This is a genomic window from Microcoleus sp. Pol8_D6 (assembly GCF_036700965.1).
Classification (GTDB): domain Bacteria; phylum Cyanobacteriota; class Cyanobacteriia; order Cyanobacteriales; family Microcoleaceae; genus Microcoleus.
Genome location: NZ_JAUBPW010000045.1, coordinates 1 through 20,764 on the forward strand (window position 1 = coordinate 1; position 20,764 = coordinate 20,764).

The following is a 20,764-nucleotide window of genomic DNA, read 5'->3' on the forward strand; positions in this document are numbered from 1 at the left end:
TTTGCACTTTACCCTCGCTCTCGCGAGCGCATAACCCAGGCTACGTCAAGTGCCATCGATATATTCAGCAAGCCCTAAGCTATGTGTTGAGTTTCGTGCATGTTGGTATCTACTGGAACAATCACCATCACCTATTTCAGGCAGTCCGACAAGTGAATGGTTCAACTTTGTGGGCAAACCTACATTTGTTGTTCTGGTTATCATTATTTCCCTTTGTCACCGCATGGATGGGTGAAAATCACTTTGCTGCGTTGCCTGTGGCGCTTTATGGTGTGGTTCTATTGTTGGCTGCGATCGCCTACTTCACTCTGACCCGCACACTTATTTTTCACCACGGTCAAGGTTCCACACTTGCGAACGCTCTTGGTCGGGATTTTAAAGGCAAGTTATCGGTATTGATTTATGCAGTTACCATTCCACTTGCTTTTGCAACCCCTTGGCTTGCATGTGCATTATACGTTCTGGTTGCAGTCCTGTGGCTCATTCCCGATCGCCGTATTGAAAAGACGTTGAACTCATAAATGGTATTTGCTGGCACGGGCTGAATTTTCAGCACAAGGATGAAAGGAATCGATCGCTATGAAAATTTTTTCTGATCACCCGCAAGAACGAAATCTGGACGAAGTGTTCGAGTCCGATCAATCGCGGTCAGACCTTCCTCGTAGGCGACGGCGATCGCTCTGGATCACCTCTAGTATCCTCGTCACAGGTGCGATCGCCATCGGCATCGTCACTGCGGCTTTCCAGTTTGGGCTGCCCTGGTGGATGCAGGCAGGAGACCACAATCATGTGTACTAAAGCGATATCGGTTCTCTGCGTTACCAGGTTCACCTTCCGCCTCAGTTTGATGGCACAATCAAACTGCCAGTGATCATGGCGATTCACAGCTGCGGAATGACGGGTTACGGATGGAACTCAATGAAGTCCACAACGCAGTTCAACCGCTTGGCTGACAGCGAAGGCTTCATCGTTGTCTACCCGACACAACGGATGTTTCGCAACATGATCAATTGCTGGAACTCGACTGACCCACGAGAGCAGCACCGCTACAGCGGAGAACCGGCGCTTCTCGCTGGCGTTGCCCAACAGGTGGTCGAGGCGTACAATGCAAATCTAGCACAAGTACATGTCGCCGGTGCCTCATCGGGTGCGGGTGCTGCCGTTATTCTCGCCGTGACCTACCCCGATGTCTTCGCAACGGTGACATCGGTTGCAGGGGGCGAGTACGGACTGAACCAGGTGAACCCGGACAACCCTAATTCCACGCCACCAGACTACACTGCACGTCAGGCGTGGTCGCAGATGGGCGATCGGGCGCGGCAGGTGCCACTACTCGTCATCCAAGGTGAGGAGGATGCCGTCGTTCCGCCCCTCGTTGCCACTCGGCTGGTTGCACACTGGACTGCGGTAAGTGATTTTGTTGATGACGATCTGCTTAACGACAGCCTGAACCTACTCAAAAAGACGACAACGGTGCCTTCAGAACAGGGCAAGCATTCGTACACCCACACTACCATCACTGCGCCGGACGGTTCATCTCTCATTGAGTCGTATCTCGTCCAGGATATGGGACATATCTGGCCGGAACCTGCTGGAGACGGCATTTATATCGATCATGCCGGTCCCGATGCCAGTGCCATTATCTGGAATTTTGCCAAGCGCCATCCGAAGTCGTAGTCAGTCGGGGCAACGTTTTGAAAGGAGTTCATCATCATGTCTCAAGGTTCTTCTAACCACCCGCCGGACTTAGGAAAGACTGCTGTATCCTCATCCCAACCCAACAAGGTTCCCCGTCCAGGCTTGCCTGAATGCATTGTTGGTCTTGTCGTCCTTTTCGTAGTTGGGTTTGTGAGCCGCCCACAACTCTCGCGACTCGGACTCGATCCCGTAGTTTCCGGACTGATCTTCACTGCCCTGTCTGGTATCGCTGGCATCGCCGGGTTTGCAGCCGCTGTGTTGCTCCGCATCCGTTCCCTCAGACCCTTCGGCGTTCGTCGAACCTCCCGGCGGTGGCTCCTGATCGGAGTCGGAGTCGGACTGGTCGCCTTCGTCCTCAAAGGACTGGCGGTTCTGGTCTGGATTCAGATCACTGGGAACACCGAAAACATCCAGGGTGTGTACGCCCAGGGTGGCAGTGGCGGAGCGCTATCCCTGGTTCTGGCTACGGTGTTTTTTGGTTTTCTCACACCCCTTGGCGAGGAGTTGCTCTTCCGAGGTGTGATCACTACTGTTCTGCTCCGCTACAGTCGTCCGGCGATCGCAGTCGTGGGCAGCACCTTGATCTTCGCCCTCGCTCACGGCATCAATATCGTCTTTCCTGCGGCGGTGGTAGCAGGTCTTGCCACTGCCGAAATCTACCGCCGTAGTGGATCAGTCTGGACTGCTGTTGTCGTTCACGTCGTTTTCAACTTGCCCACAATTCCGGTGATGATAGCTGCTGGCATGGGCTGATAGGACGGATCATCTGGAGATTAAGCCAATGGCAATTTTGAAACAATTCGGCATTTTATTTGTATTGGGTAGTGTGGGAATTGTGATGTCTACGATCGCGTCTATTCCTTTAGTCGAGCAACAGTTAGCGAAACTGTCTCCAGAAACACTGGAAAAAGTGCCTCCATTGTGGATTTTAATGCTTCTGCAAGGACTACAGTATTCAATTCTACTGGCAATCAGCATTCTAATCGGAATTGGTTGTGCCTATCGTGTTGGATTACGCTCCCATTTGATTGATCATTGGGTGTTTCACATCGCTAAGTCTCCATCTTTTGCCGTTGAGATGCAATGGAGCTTGGGTGTAGGTGTAGCGGCGACGATCGTTCTCTTGTTGCTCGATCGGTTGATGCAACCTGTCCTACCTGAAGCGCTACAGGCATCCAATAACACAGAACCAAATTGGCTGAGTTCACTTACAGCAATGCTTTATGGCGGCATCACTGAGGAAATTTTGATGCGCTGGGGTTTAATGTCGCTGCTTGTTTGGATTGCGTGGAAAGGTCTAAAACAAGGCGTTACGTTGCCAGGTCAAGGGATTTACCAGGGTGTGATCGTTCTAGCCGCGTTGGTATTTGGACTACTACACCTACCCGCAACTGCCGCGATCGTTTCCCTCACTCCAGTTGTGATTATTCGGGCGTTGTTACTGAATGGAATTGTGGGGATTGCGTTTGGCTGGCTCTTTTGGAAATATTCGCTAGAAGCGGCAATGTTAGCCCATATCAGCTTTCATGCCTTTTCCTTTGCTCTTAGTCTTTTGCTGGCAAGATTTGTCTAAGTTTTTTTCTAAAGTGATTTCACGATTGCTTCACCCTAAACCGATCCACTAGCTATATCACGGGACAACCCTTAGCGATCGATGGTGGATATACAGCGAGTTGATTGAAACAGTTCTATCTAGAACATAAAACTATAGCCCTCTACACACAAGGATATTGCAATGCGTAGACTCGTAAGTTCACCAGATGCCGTTGGCAACCTCACCTTTCAAGACACTGAAGTTCCTACTCCGAATGCTAACGAGTGCTTGATTCGCGTCAAGGCATTTTCGATGAATCGGGGCGAACTGAAGCGATCGCAAAATGATCCACGGGGCACTCCAATTGGCTGGGATATCGTTGGCGTTGTTGAACAAACAGCGCAAGACGGCAGTGGTCCACCCACAGGGACAGAAATTGTTGCCCTCTCCATCCGCTCGGAGGGCTGGGCAGAATATGTAGCAATTTCGACTCGCTTTCTAGCTATCATTCCCCAGGGCTTATCACATACCGATGCCGCTACACTGCCCGTCGCAGGGTTAACAGCACTGTATGCAGTGGAAAAGGGATCTCGTTTACTAGGAAGTCGGGTGCTGATCACAGGGGCAACAGGGGGAGTGGGACTCTTCGCCATGCAGCTTGCTCGGATGATGGGAGCCAGCGTCGTTGCCCAAATTCGTCAGCCAGCGCAAGAAGCATTTGTGCGAGATTACGGCGCGGATGAAGTGGTGGTGACCGAGACTGGGCAAGAAGCCGAGCAGTTCGCGCCTTATCGACTGATTGTCGATGGAGTAGGAGGTGAATTGGTCGGGAAGCTAACTGCGTTTTTGGCTCAAGGAGGCACCTGCGTTTGTTATGGCAGTAGCAGCGGCAACGAGATGAAGCTGTCCCTGGCAGACTTCTATTTCGAGAATGGAGGACAGCGCACGCTTTACGGGTTCACGCTGTACACCGAAGTAGAGCTAGAAAGTGCTAGTTCTGGGCTGGCTCGTCTGCTGAGGTTGGTTGAGCAGGGGCGGCTCAAAACGCACATCGATCGAGCAGTTTCATGGCGTGAAGCAGGCGTAACAGCGGCTGATTTGATCGGGCGCAGATTTTCAGGTAAGGCTGTGCTGCATGTGGACTAATTGTTGTTCATCGGCTGAGTTATGTCAGCCACACAGGAATAGATTATCGCTGAGCTTTATTTGCAAAAAATGAAACGATTTACCTTGTTTACTTTCCTGTATCTCGCGCTGGGAGTTTGTCTGACAGCGATCGCGCGGCGTAGGGCGTAAGTCCTGCTATAGAAAGTGCCATAAAACTTTTGCGCTAATTCTATCAACAGTCAAAACTTTTTGGCTCACCAACAAACCCATGCTATTGTTGTTTATCATGCACTCAACTTTTGTCGTAAGCAGGTGGTCGATACTCGAATAATTCTTGCTCTGCCGCCGCAAATTTAGACCCATCCCTCCCAGAAGCAGGCCGAGCAAAGGACGCTTTATTCCGAATCCCCTGGATATCTTCAGAAGAACGCTCAGACGACAGCACAAACTGAGTTCTCTGATAACGCAGATCGGCCAATTCAATTTTACCAGGTCGTCCTTCACAATAAGCTCGTTCAGCACAGCGTTTAACTGCGAGCGCAATTTCAGCACTCGTTGCTCCCGCATAATCAGATAGTAGCGAATACCACTGCCTGTCGCTCCAAAGATTCTCTTTTCCTTCCCCAAACTGCTCTGGGAAATACTTAGCTAAGTGCAAATTGAAAATCTCATAGCGAGCGCCGCTGTGTGGCAAATCCACAAACCAGATTCCGCCGTCGTCAAATCTGCGGATAAGTTCAGCCGGCAGCATTTCTAAGCGGTTAACAGTAGCTAACATTAACACGGGGCTTTCATGCTCCTGCATCCATGTGAGCAATTTCTGCGACAGCCGCCTAGCTACACCGCCATCAGCATTTGATTCCCAGCCAGAAAAACCCTTGTCAAAATCGTCAAAGAACAGCACGCAGCCGCCCAAATTATCGGCTGTATCCAGCATTTTGTTGAGAGCGCGATCTGGATTAGAGGAACCTAGAATATTGCCCCAACTTGCTGCTAAAAGCGCATAACCTAGCTTCTTAGCAGCTAGCTTTGCACTCAAACTTTTGCCCGTCCCCGGCGGCCCCCACAGCAGCATTCCTTTGGGAGGTCTGAGGTGATATTTCTTGGCATCAGCTTCTGACAGCTTTACGACTTCGCTCAAATAAGCGTCTAATAAATCTAAACCGCCAGCATGAGGCACGTCTGGAGAAGCAATGAACTCCAACCCCTGGTCTCGAAGTTGCGATATTTTATGCTCCAATACCAACTGTGCGATTTGGACAACTGAAGCGGTCACAGAGAGCGATCGATCTAACACCAATTCAATTTCAGCAGTTGGCAGCCCTAGACTAGAAACAGCCAGCCGTTTTTTAGCAGCTACCGCATCTGAACCAAAATCAAGGGAGCAATTGCGATCGCAAAAATTATCTACAAGAACTTCGACTTCAAAACGATCGGGTAACGGACATTTGAGTAGAGGAATTAATGGACTTAGCTTTGATGGCAATTGGATGTACTCGCCCAGCAGTACCCAATATTGGTTGGCCCAACGCCCTTTCAGCTCAAAGAATGCGTTAGCCAATTGAGAATAACGGCGGATAAGAGGCTGTTCGGTACTGTCTGATTCCAAAATATCCTCTAACAAAAAGATACCGGGACAGTCATTTTCCAGCAGAAATTGCAGCACATCACTCTCGACAGATAGCTCAGTTTTGCATAAGACGTATTCACTATTATCCATCTGATGAAAAGGATCTGAAACGGTTGTCATATCAGAATGACCACCTAAATTCGGGAGATGTTTATCCAAACACCGCACCTGTTGAAGAGTTGCATAGCCAGGATTCCAATAATAAACAGGTAAACAACACTCACTGGCGTACTGATGAAATGATGACAATATTTTTTGGCGATCTGCACTGTAATATTCGAGGGCAAATATTTGAGTTTGAGTCGCTCTTAAATTAGACCAAGCAGTGAAAAATTTCATGAGGTTATACATCTAAATAGAGGATATTTAACATAAAAGTTAAACTAACATAATTAAAATTTAGCTTCCTGCTAATGAGCGAAATACTCCCCCTCTACTGGAGGGGGTAATTGTGCCTAACGGCACTCATTAATTGATGTTATGCAAGTTAAATTGTCAATCATGGTCACAAGTAAAAAGCAAACCGCAGCCACTCCCACTCGCTCTCAGTCACCAGTGCCTGCTAAATCTAAGCCACCTGAAAAACAGAACAGTCAAACTGTCGGCAGTAACAATGGAGCAAAATCAAAACCTCAACCTAACCTCAGCTCCGAGCAACTTGCTGGCGAGCTAGTCAAACAGATTCGCAATACAATTCATAAGAAGTACGGCGTGACAATTCAGCGTCGCGATAGCCGTATTTCGACAAAGGTTGGCCACGCAATTCGCGAAAAACTGGGATTGGATATTCAAGCTCAGTTGAACAAGCGCAACGGCAATGGCAATGGTAAAAAGTTCGACTGGCAAGAGTGGAACAATACTGTGTTTCCCAAGCTAGTTGGCCGGCCCGATGAACTCAAGTATGATGTCGAAGTTGTTGCCTTAGCGATGAGCCACCTTTACGATACAATTGCTGACAACCCGCAAGCTGCCATTGCCGATTTAATGGAGTTCAATGCTCAAAGCTTAAAGCGTCGCAACGAGTTAGCTAAATCCTCAGAAGAAGATACTGAAGAACTCGATGACGACGAGCTCGATGATGAAGATGATGAAATTGATGACATACTCGATGAAATTGATGAGGATGACGAAGACGAGGAAGGCGATGAGGATGAGGATGATGACGAGGAGGAGGATGATTTTAGTTTAGACGAAGAGGAAGAATTTGAGGAAGACGACGAATAATTGCTAAAGTTTGATTAGAAAGCTCTGCTGAAAAAGCAGAGCATTTTTTTGCCTCTATCGAGGCCTTTTCCACGAATCGCGATTCAGGGTAATGATTGTCGCCACCGTCCGAATCAGGACGCTCTGGGAAGCAGACCCAACAAATTTACAATCAAAGAAGTTTTGACCTTGATTGTGAATTTAATTTTACCCACTCACCCACCACTATTTTTTTTGAATTAATTGTAATTAGCAGACTGCCGTCGCTTTAGTTGTGAAAAAAAACACGCTTGAGGGTTAATCATGGCTAATCGCAAATCCGCTCCAACTCCGATGCAAAAGCAATTTGCAGAAACTCTTGAAGAACAGCGCTTCGAGATGTTTTTGCACGTTGCCCGCGAGTTAACGGGACGTGCCAAACAACGACAGTTGCAGAAAGGTAAAGCTCTTGACTGGGAAGCGTTCAATACTTGGTTTAACAAGCAATATGAAGGCTACTCGGCTGACGAGATGCTTGAAGAAATCTTGAGCAACGTTTACTGGCTTTCATCTGAGCAAGCAGTGATTGACTTGCACTTCCGTTATATCGAATCGGCAGTCAAAGCTTCTCATAAGAAAAAGGCAACTGACGATAATGAAGAGATTGATGATTTTATCAAGTAATCAATGACGACCCCCGATAAAGGGGATAAAATCCTGCTCCAAGCAGGATTTGTTTTGCCCGCCCACCCACCGCACCAGTTCCGTTTGCCATACTTGCGCTCGCATTCTCAGAAGGCTTTAGTAAGGTTTTGATATTAGACGCGAGCGCGTTTAAGAGATGTTCCACTTGCAAATTATAATCATGTACGAACATATTCAGCATTTTCTCACCCTCACAATTGAAACTGTGGTAATTTTTGGTTACGGTGGCTTAATTGTTCACTATATCGCTACGCTGTTAGCATCGAAGCGAATGAATCCTTCTGAAAAACTCTCAGCAGAACTTGCCCCAGATTTTGTGCCTCTTCTCAATGAAATTGCTTCCTTTCCTGCTGTTACCGAATCGGCAGCAACTCCAGAACCCACAGAAGAACAGCGCCTCACCTCTTCGCTACAACTTAAAGCCGAATTTGCTTCTAATATTCAACTCGATACCGACACATTTAATCTACCCTTCATTCAAGTCGATAGCCTGACTCTTCGACAATGCCGCACCGTTATTCGAGCGCTCAATTCCACTCTCCCACGAATTGAGCATATTCGCCTGAAACTAAACAAAAAAGATGTGCCAGCAGATTCGTTAAAATTTCAAATCAAGAAGCATTTTAAGCATCGACCGCAGCAAGTTGTCTCCCTAATTGAGCAAATTTTGAAAGTTAGTTAGCAGGCTCGGGGAATCAACAAGCCAATTAGTCCTTTATTTCAAAAAAACTTATGGTAACGAGTTGATATAAAGTTTTTTTGAATGAACCCTCCTTTTCCTGACCAAGCTATTAGTTACTTTCTTCAGCGCCAAGGGGAATCAGACCCTTGCCAATTTGTTTGCTCAACTCGTTGAGACTCAATCCCCGTTCCATTGCGACCGCACGAATTCTCTCCATCCTACCGACGTTACCTGGATATAAGCTAGATAGCAGCATATCTGCCTGCCGCGAAAATTTGTTGCGCTGTTAATTGCAAGCCGGGAAAGATTGAGGAAATAAGCAGATCGTCATTTTGAAACAACTGTTTTTGATACTCGTCTTCTCGCAGCGTACAAATAGTAACTGTCGGTTGTTTGGGTTTGCCAATATATTCTCTGCCACCAATGCCCAGATAGTCAACAATCCAATACTCAGGCACTCCTAGTATGGCGTAATCTTCAACTTTGCGAGCGTAATCGTTCTGCCAGTTGGTGCTAACGACTTCAGCAATCAGTTTAATAGAAGAACCTGATGTAATTACAGGTTCTTGTTGCCACAAAGGTTCATTAATTAGTCGAGTTTGGTCTAATACAAGCACATCGGGGCGAAAGGCTGTTGCTGTTCCTAATAGTTTGATGAGACAGCGAGGGGGGATAAGGTAGGGTAGATCCAGGCGGTCAATTTCTACATTCAGTTTTCGTCCCAGAAAACCGGATACTTGTTCGTGCGGCCCTGTTGGTTCCATTTCGGTTAATTCACCATCAATCAGTTCGTAGCAATCGCTGTCGCCGTAGTTTGTAATAAATTCATCAACAGTTATAAGTTTTGGAGGTGATTGAACCATTGTGTTTTTTCCTGATAAATTTACACGGCACAAAACCGTAATTTTTAACAAGTTTTTACCGATAAAAAGCCCGTCATTACTATCAATAAAACTTCTAGTAACGAGTTGATAGAAAAAATTTTTTATCTAACCTCCCTTTCCATATCTGGCGATTAGTTACTTTTTTCACCATTGCCAAGGGGAATTAGACCCCTGCCAATCTGTTCTATCAACTCGTTGAGGCTCAATCCGCGTTCAATGGCGATCGCGCGAATTCCCTCCCATCCCACCGACGTTACCTGGATATTTCTTTGCTTCTTGGGTTCTTCATAGCGGGGTTGTCCCCCAGAGCGGTTGAGGTTGGCTAGTGAGTTCGGATGGGGGTGAATTCCTTTCCTGGGTGACATAGCGTCGATAGCATTTCCTTTTTTTTACTATTTTCGCATTTTCTGGAGGCTTCTCGACGATAACTATGTTAGTGTTGAATAGTTCAAGAAAATTCCTGCCCGCGCTGACTCCCCTACTCCGGTTGCGGTCGAGCGCGGGCGAGCCTTGCATTCAACAAACTCGCCAGGAATGCGTCAAATGCAATCAGAAGCAGACGATCGGGAGCCGCAAGCGTTAATTGTTTTGCCGGGGGGTATTGGAGGGTGTACCTCTTGTGCTGCGAAACAACTGCGAATCGACCCCGAATTTCAATCTCTCATTCCTCCCCTGAGTAAAGACGAAAAAGCCGCCCTGCAAGCGAGCATTCTGGAGGAAGGATGCCGCGATCCGTTAGTAGTCTGGGTCGAGGAAAAGCTTCTCATCGACGGCCACAACAGGTTCGCCATCTGTACCGCGCACGGCATACCATACAAAATTGTAGAGATGTCTTTTGACAGTCGGAATGCAGTCAAGGTCTGGACGATCGCCAACCAACTGGGACGGCGCAGCTTGACGCCAGAATCCGTTAGCTACCTGCGCGGCACCTGGTACGAGCTGACCAAGGAATCTCACGGGGGCAAGCGTTCGGCAAACTGTCAAAATGACAGTTTGACAGACAAAATATCGCCAGATAGAGCAAGCTGTCAAAATGGCAGCTTGACAGACAAAACAATGCCAGATGAGGCAAGCTGTCAAAATGACCACTTGACAGACAAAACAATGCCAGAAGGAGCAAGCTGTCAAAATGGCAGCTTGACAGACAAAACAGCACGAGAGTTAGGAGAACGGTTCAAAGCTTCCCCCAGAACGATTTACCGGGATGCCCAATTTACTCGAGCTGTGGATGCTCTCAGTTTTATTGGAGGGGACGAAGTGAAGTGGAAAATACTGAATCGCTCTGCTGGGCTGACCAAGAAGCAGGTCATCGCTTTGGCAAACGACACTCGCAGCAATCCGGCTCAGGTTGCCAAAACTTTACAGGGGCGCGACAAAAAAGTAAAACCTGAAGGCGAACCTAAGATCGCCCACCACCTGACGCTCAAAATTGGTTCCTTGGTGGAAGTGTACGCGCCCGATCGCCAGGACGTTAACGGTCGGTTGGGGCGCATTCAGTCAGTGGGCGAGAAAACGGCTACCGTGTGGATGCGGCACATCCCTACTCTTGCCATGAATTTGCATACCTTCAAACACTCGGCTCTTACTGCTGTACCGCTCGAAAATCAACCCGGACTTCAAGAAATTTGCGATCGCACTGACCGACTTCACAAATTAGGAAATCTCGATCCGTTTGAAGTAGAAATTCTGAACTTGTTAGAAAGAGCAACGGCTCTTACTCCCACCGAATTGCAGTATTTAGAACACATGGAGAACAGACACAAGCTTGATTGAGTGCCTCACAACTATTTTCCCTTTTGAGAACAGCAATAACTTCGGAAATTTTAGTTGATTCACTTGACAGTTCAAACACAGATTCAATCAATTTTTGTTGAGCTGCTAATTGTCGCAGTGAATAACAAGCGAGCGCTCGCACTCGCTCGGGAGACTTGCTAGCATTTTTAGCAGCAAACGGCCCCCAGAAAGCACTCAGCACAATCTTAATCTGTTCCGATATTGGGTATGTTTGACTCAAACAGTAATCCCAAACCATCTTATCGAATGGGTCGTCTAGTGCAACTAAAACACCCGATATTTGCGACTGCACTTGCTTCTGATTTTGGTCAGGTAACGGCTGATTGTTCAAATTGGCAATCATAGATTTCTCCTGTTAAGCTAACTTATTTACATCCCTTTCGCGACTTTAGTATTTGCCCTCAAGGAACAAACTCTCGTTCTTGAGGGGAGCGAATCCACAAAGTACAAAATCCTTTTTGTGCAGGTTTACTCTCTACTGTCAGCGTCACCCCCAATCGATTTATCTCAATTTCACACAGTTTTTTGCCACCTTTCTCGCTCAACAAAGCTTGATTCCAGCTCATAAATTGGCGAGCATATTTCCCTTCATTGCTTGTTGCCCACTGAATTGTATCCGCGTTCTTGCGAGCAAACTGACCCTCTTTGCTCAGCCCCCATTCGAGCGCTACGGCTTGTTCTAAAGTGAGCTGGCGCGGCCCTTTTGGATCGAGTTCAGGCGGTGGAATGAACCGGGGCACCGCTAACCCGATAAAAGCGCCGATCGCCATTGCCCCTAACACCACCCCGCTCCCAAAAATCACCGACCAAATATCGTGAGCAACTTTCTCTAAAGCTGCTTGTCGCACTAGAGTGTAAACTGAGTTGGAAATGTGGCGATGTTGCACCTTAACAGCCGCTTTTCCCTGCCGTTCTAAAAACTCCCTGCTTTCTTTTTCCCAATTTTCAGTAAGCTGGCGAACTTGTTCCAGTTCTTGAGAAATAACAGCTTGAGAATCTTTCAAATCACCTTGCCATTGAGATTGCCAATTCTTGAAAAACTGGTCAATCTCTTGCGGTTTTTTTTCTAACAGCAGTTCGAGTTGACCGGTCGCCAGCAATACGATAAAAAGTGGGTCATTTTTATTGAGACCGTATCGGTAAGCTGTCTGAATGACGTGAGAGCGAAATTTGGAGTCTTTGCTCTTGAGTACCTGGCTGATTAGTGACTCAGTATCTCTCTCGTACATGGGAGGGGCAGATAAAGGATGTCTGTTCAGAGCTTCTCTTTCCCTCGAATCATCGTCTATGAGTTCCCAAAACTCCTCTTCATTTAGCTTACTCCCATCTGATTTCAACTTTTCTTCTACTGCATCTTCTGGGAATGTATCTGGAGAATCGGGCAAATTTTGCGAATTTTCAGCGGATTGTATGGAATTATTTTTGGTATTATTAAGTCTGCCCTGTTCCCTTGGCGTTTCCAATATCTCGCCCAACTCTTGAGAGTCAACTTCGGAAAGTTCTTCTAAAAGTCGCTCGGACATTTAACCTCCTAGCTAATTAAAATCCAAATAAATCTTTATGCTGTTCTGCATCGCGCATTCTCTAGTCTAATAGGCTTGGGATAACAACAATCTGACTTCCTTTCACAAGTCTCTATCTTCCAAAAAATATTGAAATGAAATTCGTCTGAAAGCGCTAACCCAAGCGTATTGTCTTATAGTCTGAATTCACATTTTTTCCCTCCCATAACGAGTTCATTACACATCGACTGTAAAATTTACATTCCTGGACGTAAATTATCGGTTTAGACACTACCTGTAGTAGTAAGATGCGTTTCGGCACACCCAGCCCGCTGGCCCAGTGGTGAAGAAGTTCTTGAAACCCTCGAAATCTCTTAGCGGGCGATCGATCAATCTTCTTATTTTCAGAATTTAAACGCAATAAGCAACGTTTATTGCTAAGAACCAACGCCTGGGATAACACAACTGCGTTGATTGCACTCAGCCAGCGGGCTGGTTTCGGCACACCCTATCAGTAGAGTCTGTGCGTAAGCCTTAATTTAGATTCTTAAAAGCTTACGATACCTTTTTTACAAATTACAGCCTCCTGAGATTTTACAACCTGTTGCTTATTTTGTTACTCATTTTGGGGCTCATTTTCTATTGGCATTTCCTCATTTTTTTTTCGTTCATAGGGCACAATGACTTCTTTTTTATTGCGATTAGGCGCGTTGTTAAACAAACCTACATCTTCTATCAGACGGAAACAGTCTTCCAGAAAAGTATGCAATCGCTGCTGACTAATCAAGAAGAATTCAGAGTGTTTCATTGCTTGAGAAAATGACAACCGCTTCGTATCAATAAACTTGCGCTCTCTTGCACTCAGAGCTGGCAAATCTACCACAGGAATTCGGTAATTATTAATGAGCTTGTTCATTTCCTTATGGCTTTGTACGTGCGACCAATCTTTGCAAACTCCAAAATTGCGGACAAAAATGTGATTGAGCTGACCTTCAAAGTAGTTGAAAGAGTCAATAAACATTTCAATGCTGTCCGTCGTGCCCCCGCAAATAAACCACTTGCATACATCAACTCCTGACTGCTCTTTAAAATCAGGAGATGTTAAATTAGCTTCGTCAATCCATTTGTTGATAATGCTGTAAACCCGAGCTGGTAAATTGACAATCACAGGAGTTTCTACTGCTGTTTCAAAAATAATATCGATATCGAAAAACTTCTCTTCATCTTCAACTAAAGCTACGATTTTTGCATTGTGTTCAGGATAGCGCTGCTGCACATCAGGATTTTGAAAATCGCCATCAATTAACGTGTACAGCAGTTCATACTTCTGATTGAATTCAACCAGAATCCGAGTTAGCATCGACTTGCCAACGCCACCTTTCTCGCCGTCAACCAAGTGAATCATGTTAGTCATTTCATTCCTCCTTGCTGGATGTCGATATCTATTCAAGACTTAATAATTTTTAACTAAAGCTAGGCCCGACCATTGCTGGATCGAAACCAGCTAAGTTAAATGCGCTGTTTTCAAACTCAACTTCTCCCGAAAAGTCCTCTGGTTCTTTTTCTTCGGGCAAACTTGCTGACTTTGAACTCTCAGGGGCAGTTAATTCTGCAGCAATAGATGCACTTGAATTCGATAAGTGAGGGAAAGTAGCTAAAGGAATTAAACCCGAAGAAATACCAGGGGCAATTACTCCTAACTCGGTACAGTTAAATCCCGCATCTCGGCAAACTTCATCTATCTGCCTGAGCAAAAAATTAATGCTTTCTCGCCTCAAATACTCTAAGTCTGTAGTAGAATGACTACCGCTATTGCGTAAAGATGCTAACAGCCACCGCGCTTTGATTAGAGGTAAAATCGTTTCCTTGAAACTAAAAAAAGGATGATTTTGCAGGTAAGATAGCAAGATAGCGTCTTCGGAATCTGGCAAAACTTGACAGCGCCAGCAAAATTCCTTGTAGCGTTTTCTAGGCATAATTCCTCACCTTTTTTCCAGCACCTCGGTAGGGCCCTCCCAATAAGAGAGCTGCATCTAAGTTTGCTTCTGATTCCTCTAATGAAGGTTTTGTATTCGACGACGACTCATCACTCAATTTATTATAATCATCTAAGCAGCTATGTTTGATACTTGAATCAGCCTTTTGTTGAGCGCAGTTTTCAGTGTTTTGTTCAGTAATATCTTCAGTCTTTTGTTCAGTGGGTTCCTCAAATTTTTGTTCAGTAATATCTTCAGTCTTTTGTTCAGTAGATTCCTCAAATTTTTGTTCAGTAGATTGCTCGGATTTAGCGTGAGTAAATTGCTCAAATTTTAATTGAGTAGGTTGCTCGGATTTTAGGTGAGTAGGTTGCTCGGATTTTGGGTGAGTAGGTTGTTCAGATTTTGGCTTTGTAGATTGTTCAGCACATTCTTTTACACTCTGTATATCAGTCGTAGGGACTAGAGCATCTCCTGAACTGGAAGTTGTATCTTCTGCCCTCTGAGAAGTTGTCGCAACAGACCTTTGCCTCAGTACCTCAAACTGAGATTTGAAGTAAGAAAATAGTCCGTAAACATCAGCTATGCGGCAACCTAAACCATCAGGATCGAGCGTTTTTGGCACTGTTATACCTGCGTGCCAAGACAGCGAATAATGAGAAAACTGATTTCGCAGTTCTGGCTTCATATATTCAGAAGTACCCCCGCAAAATACAATTTCATCTAAATCGGGCGGCAGCACTTCATTAATCCAATGAGATAGCATTCGAGCGTAATCGAAACGAGACAGCTTGACTGCTTCAATCAATTGGTCAACTTCTCGATCTTTAGCTGTTTCCTCTCGATTCCGAGCAATTCGGTAAAAGTAAGGGCGGTTGTAGCTTACGCCCGCTTGAGCGATTGATAAAGCCAAACGGGAAGCATCGTAGTTAGAGGTTCGCTCTTGAACTAGCTCCACCAACCTTACCATTCCTAAGTCTGAAGTTTTGCCCTTACCGACAGCACCGCGTGCCGAAACTATTACCGAAGCATTGCGAAATCCTACCATAACAAAGGCAGTTACCCGCTGCTTGAAGGCTGAACCTAAATTGCTGTTGTGGATCAGATCAAAGCAATGCCGCCGCCTTCTTGCAAAGCTTGGGTTTTGTCCAGGGTGACCGATAGCTTGCCTGTGGGTGTTTCAAATGAAGCAGAGTATTGACTTAATAGCTCAAAAAATTGCTTGGAGTCATTAAATTCGCCTGGGGGCAAGAAAACGGAGATCGCAGCGCTAAATTGATTGCCTAAATCTAACTTCCGCGACACTACCCACAAAGCTGCTAGAGCTTTGTACAAAGCGCTACTGTACTTCAGTCCCGCTAAACCGATGTGAGCATTGAATTGCGCTGCTGCCAAGTAGCCAACGGCTCGGCACTCATTGCCAATTGCCACCCAAGCAATATTTTCGGGAGATGCTGATGCGAGGTTGGGTTGTGTGAAACAATTGGCTATGTCTTGGCTCACTGGCCCCACCTGCGATTCCATTACAAAGGAGCTTGCTTTACTGCCTGCTTGCGAGCTTTGGCAGAAAACTCTAGTAGATAAGCCGCCAAAATCTATAGCCAGAATCGCATCTGGTATTGATGGTTTTTTCTTCATAAATGCTGGCTTTTATTACGTTATAAAATGATAGTATTGGCTTCAGTTTAAGTCTGACCTCACCAAATCCGGTGGTTTTGGATAATTAAAATAGCCCCCTCCAAATGGCGGGGACAGACTGCCTTTCAAAGAAAAAATCTTGGGTGGATTATCAGGGAAAGAGCTTTAGAGTTGTGAGAAACGGTGTAGGTATTGTGAGTGAGATACCGAGCAGGTACGCCCAAAGTATCTTCAATAAAGTGTTTGAGTTCGGTGTGGGAGTAGCACTTATCGAACGTACCCCACTTGGTAATTACGCCATCGTTATAAGCAATACCCGCATATCAAGAGTAATTTTAAATATACGAAAAATTTAAAGTAAAGGGCTACCGCTAGGGTGTAAAAAATAGGGAGTAAGCTATGCTCTACGCTTTGATTAATTCAACAGGAATCCATCGGCTGGAAGTAGAAGAAAAGTTGGAACTTGCAGATTTGCAAAACCGAGTGGGCATTGCAGGTGAACCTGCGTTCATAGAATATGTCCGGAATCAATTTCCAGAGCCCGCGATAGACCTAATCTGTGATGAGGAATTCTTATACAAGGAATTGCCCTTAACCTGCATTACCCGTCGCAGTATTGCACTTGGCGGTCAAGTGATTGCTACTGCCTGTACGGATGATGGTGAAACAATAGGGTTGACCGAAGCTCAGTTTCAATTAGTCGCGACAAATCTGATTATTGCGATCAGGATCTAATCTATCATGCCTCAAGTTTGCGCTTGGGGCAACTTCCTTATTTAAAATATTATAATAATAACGTCTTACTAATAGCTAATAATTATAAAATTAATACCTAAAATAACTTCAACAAAATGGCTATCGCAATGGTTGTAAATCACAATTAGAACAATTGCGACACATGCCCACAAAGAAGACACAATTACCCGCATCTCAAGAAGTCACATCGAGTGAATCTACGGCTAATACGCCCAATACGTCCTTAGTGGAGGTTATTTGCACTCAATTACTAGCAACCTCAGAGCAGGGAATAGAAGCACTGACCGCCCTCAAAGCTCAACTAAAAGCACAATACGACACCCCCGAAACTCCTGAAACCGACTCAATTGTGCAGCAAGCATGGCAACACATGAACCCAGACCAACGTGCTCTGATTTCCAGTCGCTGTGAGGCTCACCGAGGGCGCACTAAGTCATTGCATTTACTTACTGTAGAACTGGAGGACTTGGATAAGCTAATCGACAACATCGAAGGTGAAGAAATTACACCCGAATTAGAAGTAGCGGTGCAACAACTCTTAGAACAACGGGGTAGTACCTACGAGCAATGGCTTTCCAAGGTTGATAACTACTGCGCTGCCATTACCAACCGCCATGCCCTGAGCCAACAACGTAAATCTGAAGCAGAACGCCTGAATAAACTCGCAGCTACCGACAGCAAACGAGTGAATTGGATGAAAGCGCAGCTCAAAAAGTGTCTCAAATCTCAGGGTGTCAAGAAACTAAGCCTGCATCGCTTCCACTTAACTATCAGCAACAATGGCGGAGTTTTACCCCTCAAACTCCCTTGTGAAGTAAATCAACTTCCTCCCCAGTTTCAACGCATTGAAGTATCGCCCGATAATTCAGTCATCCGACAAGCCTTGGAAGCGGGAGATATCGAAGCTCAGGAAGTTGCACAATTCGGAGAACGCGAAACTCATTTGAGAGTTCTATAGATTGCCATTAAGCAGGAAATAACCACTTTTTACCAAGAAATATTTCCGGCGGAATGTTAACATAAAAAAAAGTAATTTTAATAAGATAGCTGTCGCTAGTGTAGAAAAAATAGTAAGTTAGAGGTACACAATGCACTGCTGTTTCGGGTTAGATTGTACTCAAATGGGTTTAGATGAAGGCGGAGAGTGCATCAACGAAGAAAGTTGCTACCGTTACACAGAAGCTTGGAATTTGTACGAAATACTGCTACTCAAAGGATTCCCAGGTGCCGTGTATCTTTGCTGGCATAGCAAGGATAATGCGAACACCGAATGGACTGATGAAAAGTGGGGGTTCAAGCACCTCAACAACTGCGATTGGTTGCTGCACAGCAGCGCATCATTGAATGCCTTTGCAGAATGGCAACACGCCTATTACAAACTAAGCTCTAGAAATAACACCAAGTACGTTCGGAGTGAGTTATTTGATGAGTTTGAAGCGTTGAGAAAGCAGGTAGACCCAGACTACGGGAAACACCAAGAAACCAGCGCTCTCATTCTATTTGAATAACAGACCGCAGAAAAATGACAAGAAACATTCACCAATTCCTCAGAACGGCTTGTTTGGTGAAATGCCGTAACCCTTCCCATCACGAACGAGGCTACACCTTAAAGCATCATAAAAGCGAAGCCCTCATCCAAGTTTTTTTTAACTCGTTTGAGTTGTTAGATGAAGCAGACGGAGTTTTGAATGCACGAGGAATTAAGGCGGTTAAAAGCTTGCCCCACCCATCTAAAGGCTGTTTTCTTTCTGTTGAACTAAACCAGGAGCCACAATAATGATAGGAACGCACTTTATTGAATTACCCGTACCCATGCCACCCACGTTACCGGAGATGGTGGGAGTCAGCAACAGCCAATACTTTGCCATGTACTATCAAGGAAGCAAAGCCACATGGAGTAATGGCAGAGCAATGGCTACGTTTAGTTACTACGCCGTGTATGCACCTCTGATAGAACACATAACTCTCGCAATCCACTTAGAATCTTACAACTTAGGCTCTGATGATGAATTGTCCGAACACGCAATTTTATGCGACACTGTTCGCCATAAAATGTATGTCGGCGCGTACAAAGAAATCGATTATTTCCTGTTACAGCAGCATCCCCATGAGCCGTCCCAGTTGACCGCCCAAGAGTTTGAAGAAGCCGTGAAAGCGGTGGAAAGTATGACCTTAGAGCAAATGCAGCGTTTGGGAATGTTCGAGATGTTCGGCAACACCAATCCCCAAGCGCGCCTCGCAACCGCAGAATTGGTGCAGTGGCTAGACCAACAAATCACCGAAGAATTGATACAGCAATATATCCAATTAGCTAATCGGGGTAATTGGACAGCGATAATGGCATTAGACACCCTCAAGCGTAGAATCTCGGAAACTAGGAAATACCACCAGCAATTAGAGAGCAACTAAATTATCTATGCCGGAGAAGTCTCGATATTACAGCCCCGGCATGGGTACAAAACACCCATAGTGTAGCAAACGCGGAGTTAGCCAATGAAGCGATTGACTTGGAGGGATAAAGCAATTTAGTAATTTTCTCGCTGCTTGGCAGCTTTCTAACAGTAACGAAGACCTTTAATTCTGGGTGTCACCTCGTTCGAGGCGTTTTGACTGCCTCAACAGCTCAGGTGTCGAGTTTATCCTTAGCCTTGTTTGCCCTAAGCCGATCGTTTACCAAGCGTTTGTTGCTCTGTTCGGTATACGCTGCAAACCCGAGTACCCAGAGCATCCGGTGCAATTCGGCAGGCTTCCAACCCTCATCCTTGGCTAATTCTTGCATTTGCTCTAAAAGCGGAGCAGGCACGGAAAAATCTATGCGTACCATTTTAGGAGCATCAATGTCGGGCATTTTCAATTTCCACAATTCATATACTGCTTATCCTACAAGGATTTAGGGGTTCCTAAGTCCTTAAGGATTCTCCCTCATGCCCAATAGTTCACTTTGAGGGTATACACAGGGACTCAGAAGGGGTACAATGTGGAAATTCATCCAAAACCAAACCCCGCCCCCTCTGACTCGCAATCTTCTGGGGCGGGGTACGGCACTCACAATGGAGATTTCCTCTATGTTCGCAGATTACGGGCAGCCATCGCAACCCGCTCAGCCAAGCTTTGTAGAAATACCCAATCCCCGCGTCACCACCACAATCGGACGCATGGAAGTGACCGACGTTCGCCTTGAAACCGTCACTGGTCGTCTGCTGGATGATCAAGACAACCCGTTAGAGGAAGACGGACAGCCAGTTTACATCTGCGTTCGGAAGTTAGAGATTTTGTGTTCCACCGAACGAACCAACATGATGAGTTGGTGGGAACTGAGGGAACAAGCGATTGCGGGACACACAACGCCCCGAAAATATTCCCTCGAATCCTTAATCAACAGATTGGACGGGTTGAAGTTAGACCAACTCTACGCTTTGCGAACCTTCGTTTGTTTGGAGAGCGACCCCTTCCAAGCGTATTCCGGTAGCGTCAACAACGATTTATCCCACTTGCAGGCTTGGTTCCCGACGGTGCGAGCACTTTGCCGCGTCGAACAAAACCAACTAGCAAGCGCTCTGTGCTGGCGAATAGCTAGCGACTCCAACGCATCAATCCCACCCACACCGGGCGACGTCCCGGACGATCGATAGCGATCTCGCCAGTTTCTTCCATCAAGACACCAGTGAGGAATGAC

At 46.0% G+C, this 20,764-nt stretch carries 27 protein-coding genes; 16 read left to right on the forward strand and 11 right to left on the reverse strand.

Features of this window, described 5'->3' with window-relative positions; all coding sequences use genetic code 11:
* The 6 genes from QUA10_RS18195 to QUA10_RS18220 form a co-directional block, all read left to right on the forward strand.
* Nucleotides 1-521 (forward strand): TMEM175 family protein (locus QUA10_RS18195; RefSeq protein ID WP_333083881.1); only part of this gene is annotated, 521 nt, incomplete at its 5' end.
* Nucleotides 522-579: 58 nt separating this feature from the next.
* The gene (locus QUA10_RS18200) at nt 580-798 is read left to right on the forward strand and encodes a hypothetical protein (protein ID WP_333065020.1); all 219 of its coding nucleotides are present in this window, start codon (nt 580-582) and stop codon (nt 796-798) included.
* Between the two features lie 15 nt (nt 799-813).
* Nucleotides 814-1,677 carry an extracellular catalytic domain type 1 short-chain-length polyhydroxyalkanoate depolymerase gene (locus QUA10_RS18205; protein WP_333083933.1) on the forward strand — a complete coding sequence of 288 codons (864 nt, stop codon included), beginning with the start codon at nt 814-816 and terminating at the stop codon, nt 1,675-1,677.
* Between the two features lie 438 nt (nt 1,678-2,115).
* Nucleotides 2,116-2,451 carry a CPBP family intramembrane glutamic endopeptidase gene (locus QUA10_RS18210; protein ID WP_333065018.1) on the forward strand — a complete coding sequence of 112 codons (336 nt, stop codon included), beginning with the start codon at nt 2,116-2,118 and terminating at the stop codon, nt 2,449-2,451.
* Between the two features lie 28 nt (nt 2,452-2,479).
* On the forward strand, nt 2,480-3,271 hold the full coding sequence (locus QUA10_RS18215; protein ID WP_333083882.1) for a CPBP family intramembrane glutamic endopeptidase: 792 nt from the start codon (nt 2,480-2,482) through the stop codon (nt 3,269-3,271).
* 162 nt (nt 3,272-3,433) lie between these two features.
* Entirely contained in the window at nt 3,434-4,378 is a 945-nt protein-coding gene (locus QUA10_RS18220; RefSeq protein WP_333083884.1) for a zinc-binding dehydrogenase, read from the forward strand.
* A gap of 253 nt (nt 4,379-4,631) precedes the next feature.
* On the opposite strand, the gene QUA10_RS18225 is transcribed toward QUA10_RS18220, so the two are convergent.
* Nucleotides 4,632-6,308: an AAA family ATPase gene (locus QUA10_RS18225; protein WP_333083885.1), complete on the reverse strand. Its 1,677-nt coding sequence runs from the start codon at nt 6,306-6,308 to the stop codon at nt 4,632-4,634.
* Nucleotides 6,309-6,470: 162 nt separating this feature from the next.
* Between QUA10_RS18225 and QUA10_RS18230 the strand changes: the two genes are divergently transcribed.
* The 3 genes from QUA10_RS18230 (at nt 6,471) to QUA10_RS18240 (ending at nt 8,538) form a co-directional block, all read left to right on the forward strand.
* Nucleotides 6,471-7,193, forward strand: a complete 723-nt coding sequence (locus tag QUA10_RS18230) for a hypothetical protein (protein WP_333083886.1) — start codon at nt 6,471-6,473, stop codon at nt 7,191-7,193.
* Between the two features lie 282 nt (nt 7,194-7,475).
* Complete coding sequence (locus tag QUA10_RS18235) at nt 7,476-7,835, forward strand: hypothetical protein (protein WP_194060967.1); 360 nt, start codon at nt 7,476-7,478, stop codon at nt 7,833-7,835.
* 181 nt (nt 7,836-8,016) lie between these two features.
* Nucleotides 8,017-8,538 carry a hypothetical protein gene (locus tag QUA10_RS18240; protein WP_333083887.1) on the forward strand — a complete coding sequence of 174 codons (522 nt, stop codon included), beginning with the start codon at nt 8,017-8,019 and terminating at the stop codon, nt 8,536-8,538.
* A 109-nt stretch (nt 8,539-8,647) separates the two neighbouring features.
* On the opposite strand, the gene QUA10_RS18245 is transcribed toward QUA10_RS18240, so the two are convergent.
* The 3 genes from QUA10_RS18245 to QUA10_RS18255 form a co-directional block, all read right to left on the reverse strand.
* Nucleotides 8,648-8,794 carry a hypothetical protein gene (locus tag QUA10_RS18245; protein ID WP_333078341.1) on the reverse strand — a complete coding sequence of 49 codons (147 nt, stop codon included), beginning with the start codon at nt 8,792-8,794 and terminating at the stop codon, nt 8,648-8,650.
* Nucleotides 8,781-9,401: a Uma2 family endonuclease gene (locus QUA10_RS18250; RefSeq protein ID WP_333083888.1), complete on the reverse strand. Its 621-nt coding sequence runs from the start codon at nt 9,399-9,401 to the stop codon at nt 8,781-8,783. Before QUA10_RS18250 ends, QUA10_RS18245 begins: the two co-directional genes overlap by 14 nt.
* A 152-nt stretch (nt 9,402-9,553) precedes the next feature.
* Nucleotides 9,554-9,787, reverse strand: coding sequence for a hypothetical protein (locus QUA10_RS18255; protein WP_194012320.1), 234 nt, complete (start codon nt 9,785-9,787; stop codon nt 9,554-9,556).
* A gap of 178 nt (nt 9,788-9,965) precedes the next feature.
* Between QUA10_RS18255 and QUA10_RS18260 the strand changes: the two genes are divergently transcribed.
* The gene (locus QUA10_RS18260; RefSeq protein WP_333083889.1) at nt 9,966-11,195 is read left to right on the forward strand and encodes a hypothetical protein; all 1,230 of its coding nucleotides are present in this window, start codon (nt 9,966-9,968) and stop codon (nt 11,193-11,195) included.
* Here QUA10_RS18260 and QUA10_RS18265 read toward each other — a convergent pair.
* The 6 genes from QUA10_RS18265 to QUA10_RS18290 form a co-directional block, all read right to left on the reverse strand.
* Nucleotides 11,137-11,559, reverse strand: coding sequence for a hypothetical protein (locus QUA10_RS18265; protein WP_333083890.1), 423 nt, complete (start codon nt 11,557-11,559; stop codon nt 11,137-11,139). The genes QUA10_RS18260 and QUA10_RS18265 overlap by 59 nt on opposite strands.
* 58 nt (nt 11,560-11,617) lie before the next feature.
* Entirely contained in the window at nt 11,618-12,739 is a 1,122-nt protein-coding gene (locus QUA10_RS18270) for a DUF6753 family protein (protein ID WP_333083891.1), read from the reverse strand.
* Nucleotides 12,740-13,334: 595 nt separating this feature from the next.
* Nucleotides 13,335-14,132, reverse strand: a complete 798-nt coding sequence (locus tag QUA10_RS18275; RefSeq protein WP_333083892.1) for a mobilization protein MobD-like protein — start codon at nt 14,130-14,132, stop codon at nt 13,335-13,337.
* Between the two features lie 49 nt (nt 14,133-14,181).
* Nucleotides 14,182-14,694 carry a hypothetical protein gene (locus QUA10_RS18280; protein ID WP_333083893.1) on the reverse strand — a complete coding sequence of 171 codons (513 nt, stop codon included), beginning with the start codon at nt 14,692-14,694 and terminating at the stop codon, nt 14,182-14,184.
* Complete coding sequence (locus QUA10_RS18285) at nt 14,687-15,742, reverse strand: hypothetical protein (protein ID WP_333083895.1); 1,056 nt, start codon at nt 15,740-15,742, stop codon at nt 14,687-14,689. Before QUA10_RS18285 ends, QUA10_RS18280 begins: the two co-directional genes overlap by 8 nt.
* A 53-nt stretch (nt 15,743-15,795) precedes the next feature.
* Complete coding sequence (locus QUA10_RS18290) at nt 15,796-16,332, reverse strand: hypothetical protein (protein ID WP_333083896.1); 537 nt, start codon at nt 16,330-16,332, stop codon at nt 15,796-15,798.
* A 399-nt stretch (nt 16,333-16,731) separates the two neighbouring features.
* Between QUA10_RS18290 and QUA10_RS18295 the strand changes: the two genes are divergently transcribed.
* From QUA10_RS18295 to QUA10_RS18315, 5 genes are all read left to right on the forward strand, one after another.
* Nucleotides 16,732-17,067: a DUF3846 domain-containing protein gene (locus QUA10_RS18295; protein WP_333083897.1), complete on the forward strand. Its 336-nt coding sequence runs from the start codon at nt 16,732-16,734 to the stop codon at nt 17,065-17,067.
* A gap of 163 nt (nt 17,068-17,230) precedes the next feature.
* Nucleotides 17,231-18,046 carry a siphovirus Gp157 family protein gene (locus QUA10_RS18300; protein WP_333083898.1) on the forward strand — a complete coding sequence of 272 codons (816 nt, stop codon included), beginning with the start codon at nt 17,231-17,233 and terminating at the stop codon, nt 18,044-18,046.
* A gap of 130 nt (nt 18,047-18,176) precedes the next feature.
* On the forward strand, nt 18,177-18,596 hold the full coding sequence (locus tag QUA10_RS18305; protein WP_333086332.1) for a hypothetical protein: 420 nt from the start codon (nt 18,177-18,179) through the stop codon (nt 18,594-18,596).
* 14 nt (nt 18,597-18,610) lie between these two features.
* Nucleotides 18,611-18,865, forward strand: a complete 255-nt coding sequence (locus QUA10_RS18310; protein ID WP_333083900.1) for a hypothetical protein — start codon at nt 18,611-18,613, stop codon at nt 18,863-18,865.
* Complete coding sequence (locus QUA10_RS18315) at nt 18,865-19,497, forward strand: hypothetical protein (RefSeq protein WP_333083901.1); 633 nt, start codon at nt 18,865-18,867, stop codon at nt 19,495-19,497. Before QUA10_RS18310 ends, QUA10_RS18315 begins: the two co-directional genes overlap by 1 nt.
* Before the next feature lie 214 nt (nt 19,498-19,711).
* Here QUA10_RS18315 and QUA10_RS18320 read toward each other — a convergent pair whose 3' ends face one another.
* Nucleotides 19,712-19,936: a hypothetical protein gene (locus tag QUA10_RS18320; protein ID WP_041623929.1), complete on the reverse strand. Its 225-nt coding sequence runs from the start codon at nt 19,934-19,936 to the stop codon at nt 19,712-19,714.
* Between the two features lie 127 nt (nt 19,937-20,063).
* On the opposite strand from QUA10_RS18320, the gene QUA10_RS18325 reads away from it, so the two are divergent.
* A complete protein-coding gene (locus QUA10_RS18325; protein ID WP_333083902.1) occupies nt 20,064-20,720 on the forward strand; it encodes a hypothetical protein in 657 nt (218 codons plus the stop codon).
* Nucleotides 20,721-20,764: the final 44 nt, after the last annotated feature.

What these genes read in the sequence shown, in the direction of transcription:
- QUA10_RS18230 (WP_333083886.1), top strand. Translation starts at nt 6,471, where the DNA reads ATGGTCACAAGTAAAAAGCAAACCGCAGCCACTCCCACTCGCTCTCAG.
- QUA10_RS18315 (WP_333083901.1), top strand. Translation starts at nt 18,865, where the DNA reads ATGATAGGAACGCACTTTATTGAATTACCCGTACCCATGCCACCCACG.
- QUA10_RS18305 (WP_333086332.1), top strand. Translation starts at nt 18,177, where the DNA reads ATGCACTGCTGTTTCGGGTTAGATTGTACTCAAATGGGTTTAGATGAA.
- QUA10_RS18260 (WP_333083889.1), top strand. Translation starts at nt 9,966, where the DNA reads ATGCAATCAGAAGCAGACGATCGGGAGCCGCAAGCGTTAATTGTTTTG.
- QUA10_RS18275 (WP_333083892.1), bottom strand. Translation starts at nt 14,132, where the DNA reads ATGACTAACATGATTCACTTGGTTGACGGCGAGAAAGGTGGCGTTGGC.
- QUA10_RS18235 (WP_194060967.1), top strand. Translation starts at nt 7,476, where the DNA reads ATGGCTAATCGCAAATCCGCTCCAACTCCGATGCAAAAGCAATTTGCA.
- QUA10_RS18300 (WP_333083898.1), top strand. Translation starts at nt 17,231, where the DNA reads ATGCCCACAAAGAAGACACAATTACCCGCATCTCAAGAAGTCACATCG.
- QUA10_RS18265 (WP_333083890.1), bottom strand. Translation starts at nt 11,559, where the DNA reads ATGATTGCCAATTTGAACAATCAGCCGTTACCTGACCAAAATCAGAAG.
- QUA10_RS18215 (WP_333083882.1), top strand. Translation starts at nt 2,480, where the DNA reads ATGGCAATTTTGAAACAATTCGGCATTTTATTTGTATTGGGTAGTGTG.
- QUA10_RS18270 (WP_333083891.1), bottom strand. Translation starts at nt 12,739, where the DNA reads ATGTCCGAGCGACTTTTAGAAGAACTTTCCGAAGTTGACTCTCAAGAG.
- QUA10_RS18255 (WP_194012320.1), bottom strand. Translation starts at nt 9,787, where the DNA reads ATGTCACCCAGGAAAGGAATTCACCCCCATCCGAACTCACTAGCCAAC.
- QUA10_RS18285 (WP_333083895.1), bottom strand. Translation starts at nt 15,742, where the DNA reads ATGGTAGGATTTCGCAATGCTTCGGTAATAGTTTCGGCACGCGGTGCT.
- QUA10_RS18325 (WP_333083902.1), top strand. Translation starts at nt 20,064, where the DNA reads ATGTGGAAATTCATCCAAAACCAAACCCCGCCCCCTCTGACTCGCAAT.
- QUA10_RS18290 (WP_333083896.1), bottom strand. Translation starts at nt 16,332, where the DNA reads ATGAAGAAAAAACCATCAATACCAGATGCGATTCTGGCTATAGATTTT.
- QUA10_RS18295 (WP_333083897.1), top strand. Translation starts at nt 16,732, where the DNA reads ATGCTCTACGCTTTGATTAATTCAACAGGAATCCATCGGCTGGAAGTA.
- QUA10_RS18310 (WP_333083900.1), top strand. Translation starts at nt 18,611, where the DNA reads ATGACAAGAAACATTCACCAATTCCTCAGAACGGCTTGTTTGGTGAAA.
- QUA10_RS18320 (WP_041623929.1), bottom strand. Translation starts at nt 19,936, where the DNA reads ATGCCCGACATTGATGCTCCTAAAATGGTACGCATAGATTTTTCCGTG.
- QUA10_RS18200 (WP_333065020.1), top strand. Translation starts at nt 580, where the DNA reads ATGAAAATTTTTTCTGATCACCCGCAAGAACGAAATCTGGACGAAGTG.
- QUA10_RS18250 (WP_333083888.1), bottom strand. Translation starts at nt 9,401, where the DNA reads ATGGTTCAATCACCTCCAAAACTTATAACTGTTGATGAATTTATTACA.
- QUA10_RS18240 (WP_333083887.1), top strand. Translation starts at nt 8,017, where the DNA reads ATGTACGAACATATTCAGCATTTTCTCACCCTCACAATTGAAACTGTG.
- QUA10_RS18225 (WP_333083885.1), bottom strand. Translation starts at nt 6,308, where the DNA reads ATGAAATTTTTCACTGCTTGGTCTAATTTAAGAGCGACTCAAACTCAA.
- QUA10_RS18220 (WP_333083884.1), top strand. Translation starts at nt 3,434, where the DNA reads ATGCGTAGACTCGTAAGTTCACCAGATGCCGTTGGCAACCTCACCTTT.
- QUA10_RS18245 (WP_333078341.1), bottom strand. Translation starts at nt 8,794, where the DNA reads ATGCTGCTATCTAGCTTATATCCAGGTAACGTCGGTAGGATGGAGAGA.
- QUA10_RS18280 (WP_333083893.1), bottom strand. Translation starts at nt 14,694, where the DNA reads ATGCCTAGAAAACGCTACAAGGAATTTTGCTGGCGCTGTCAAGTTTTG.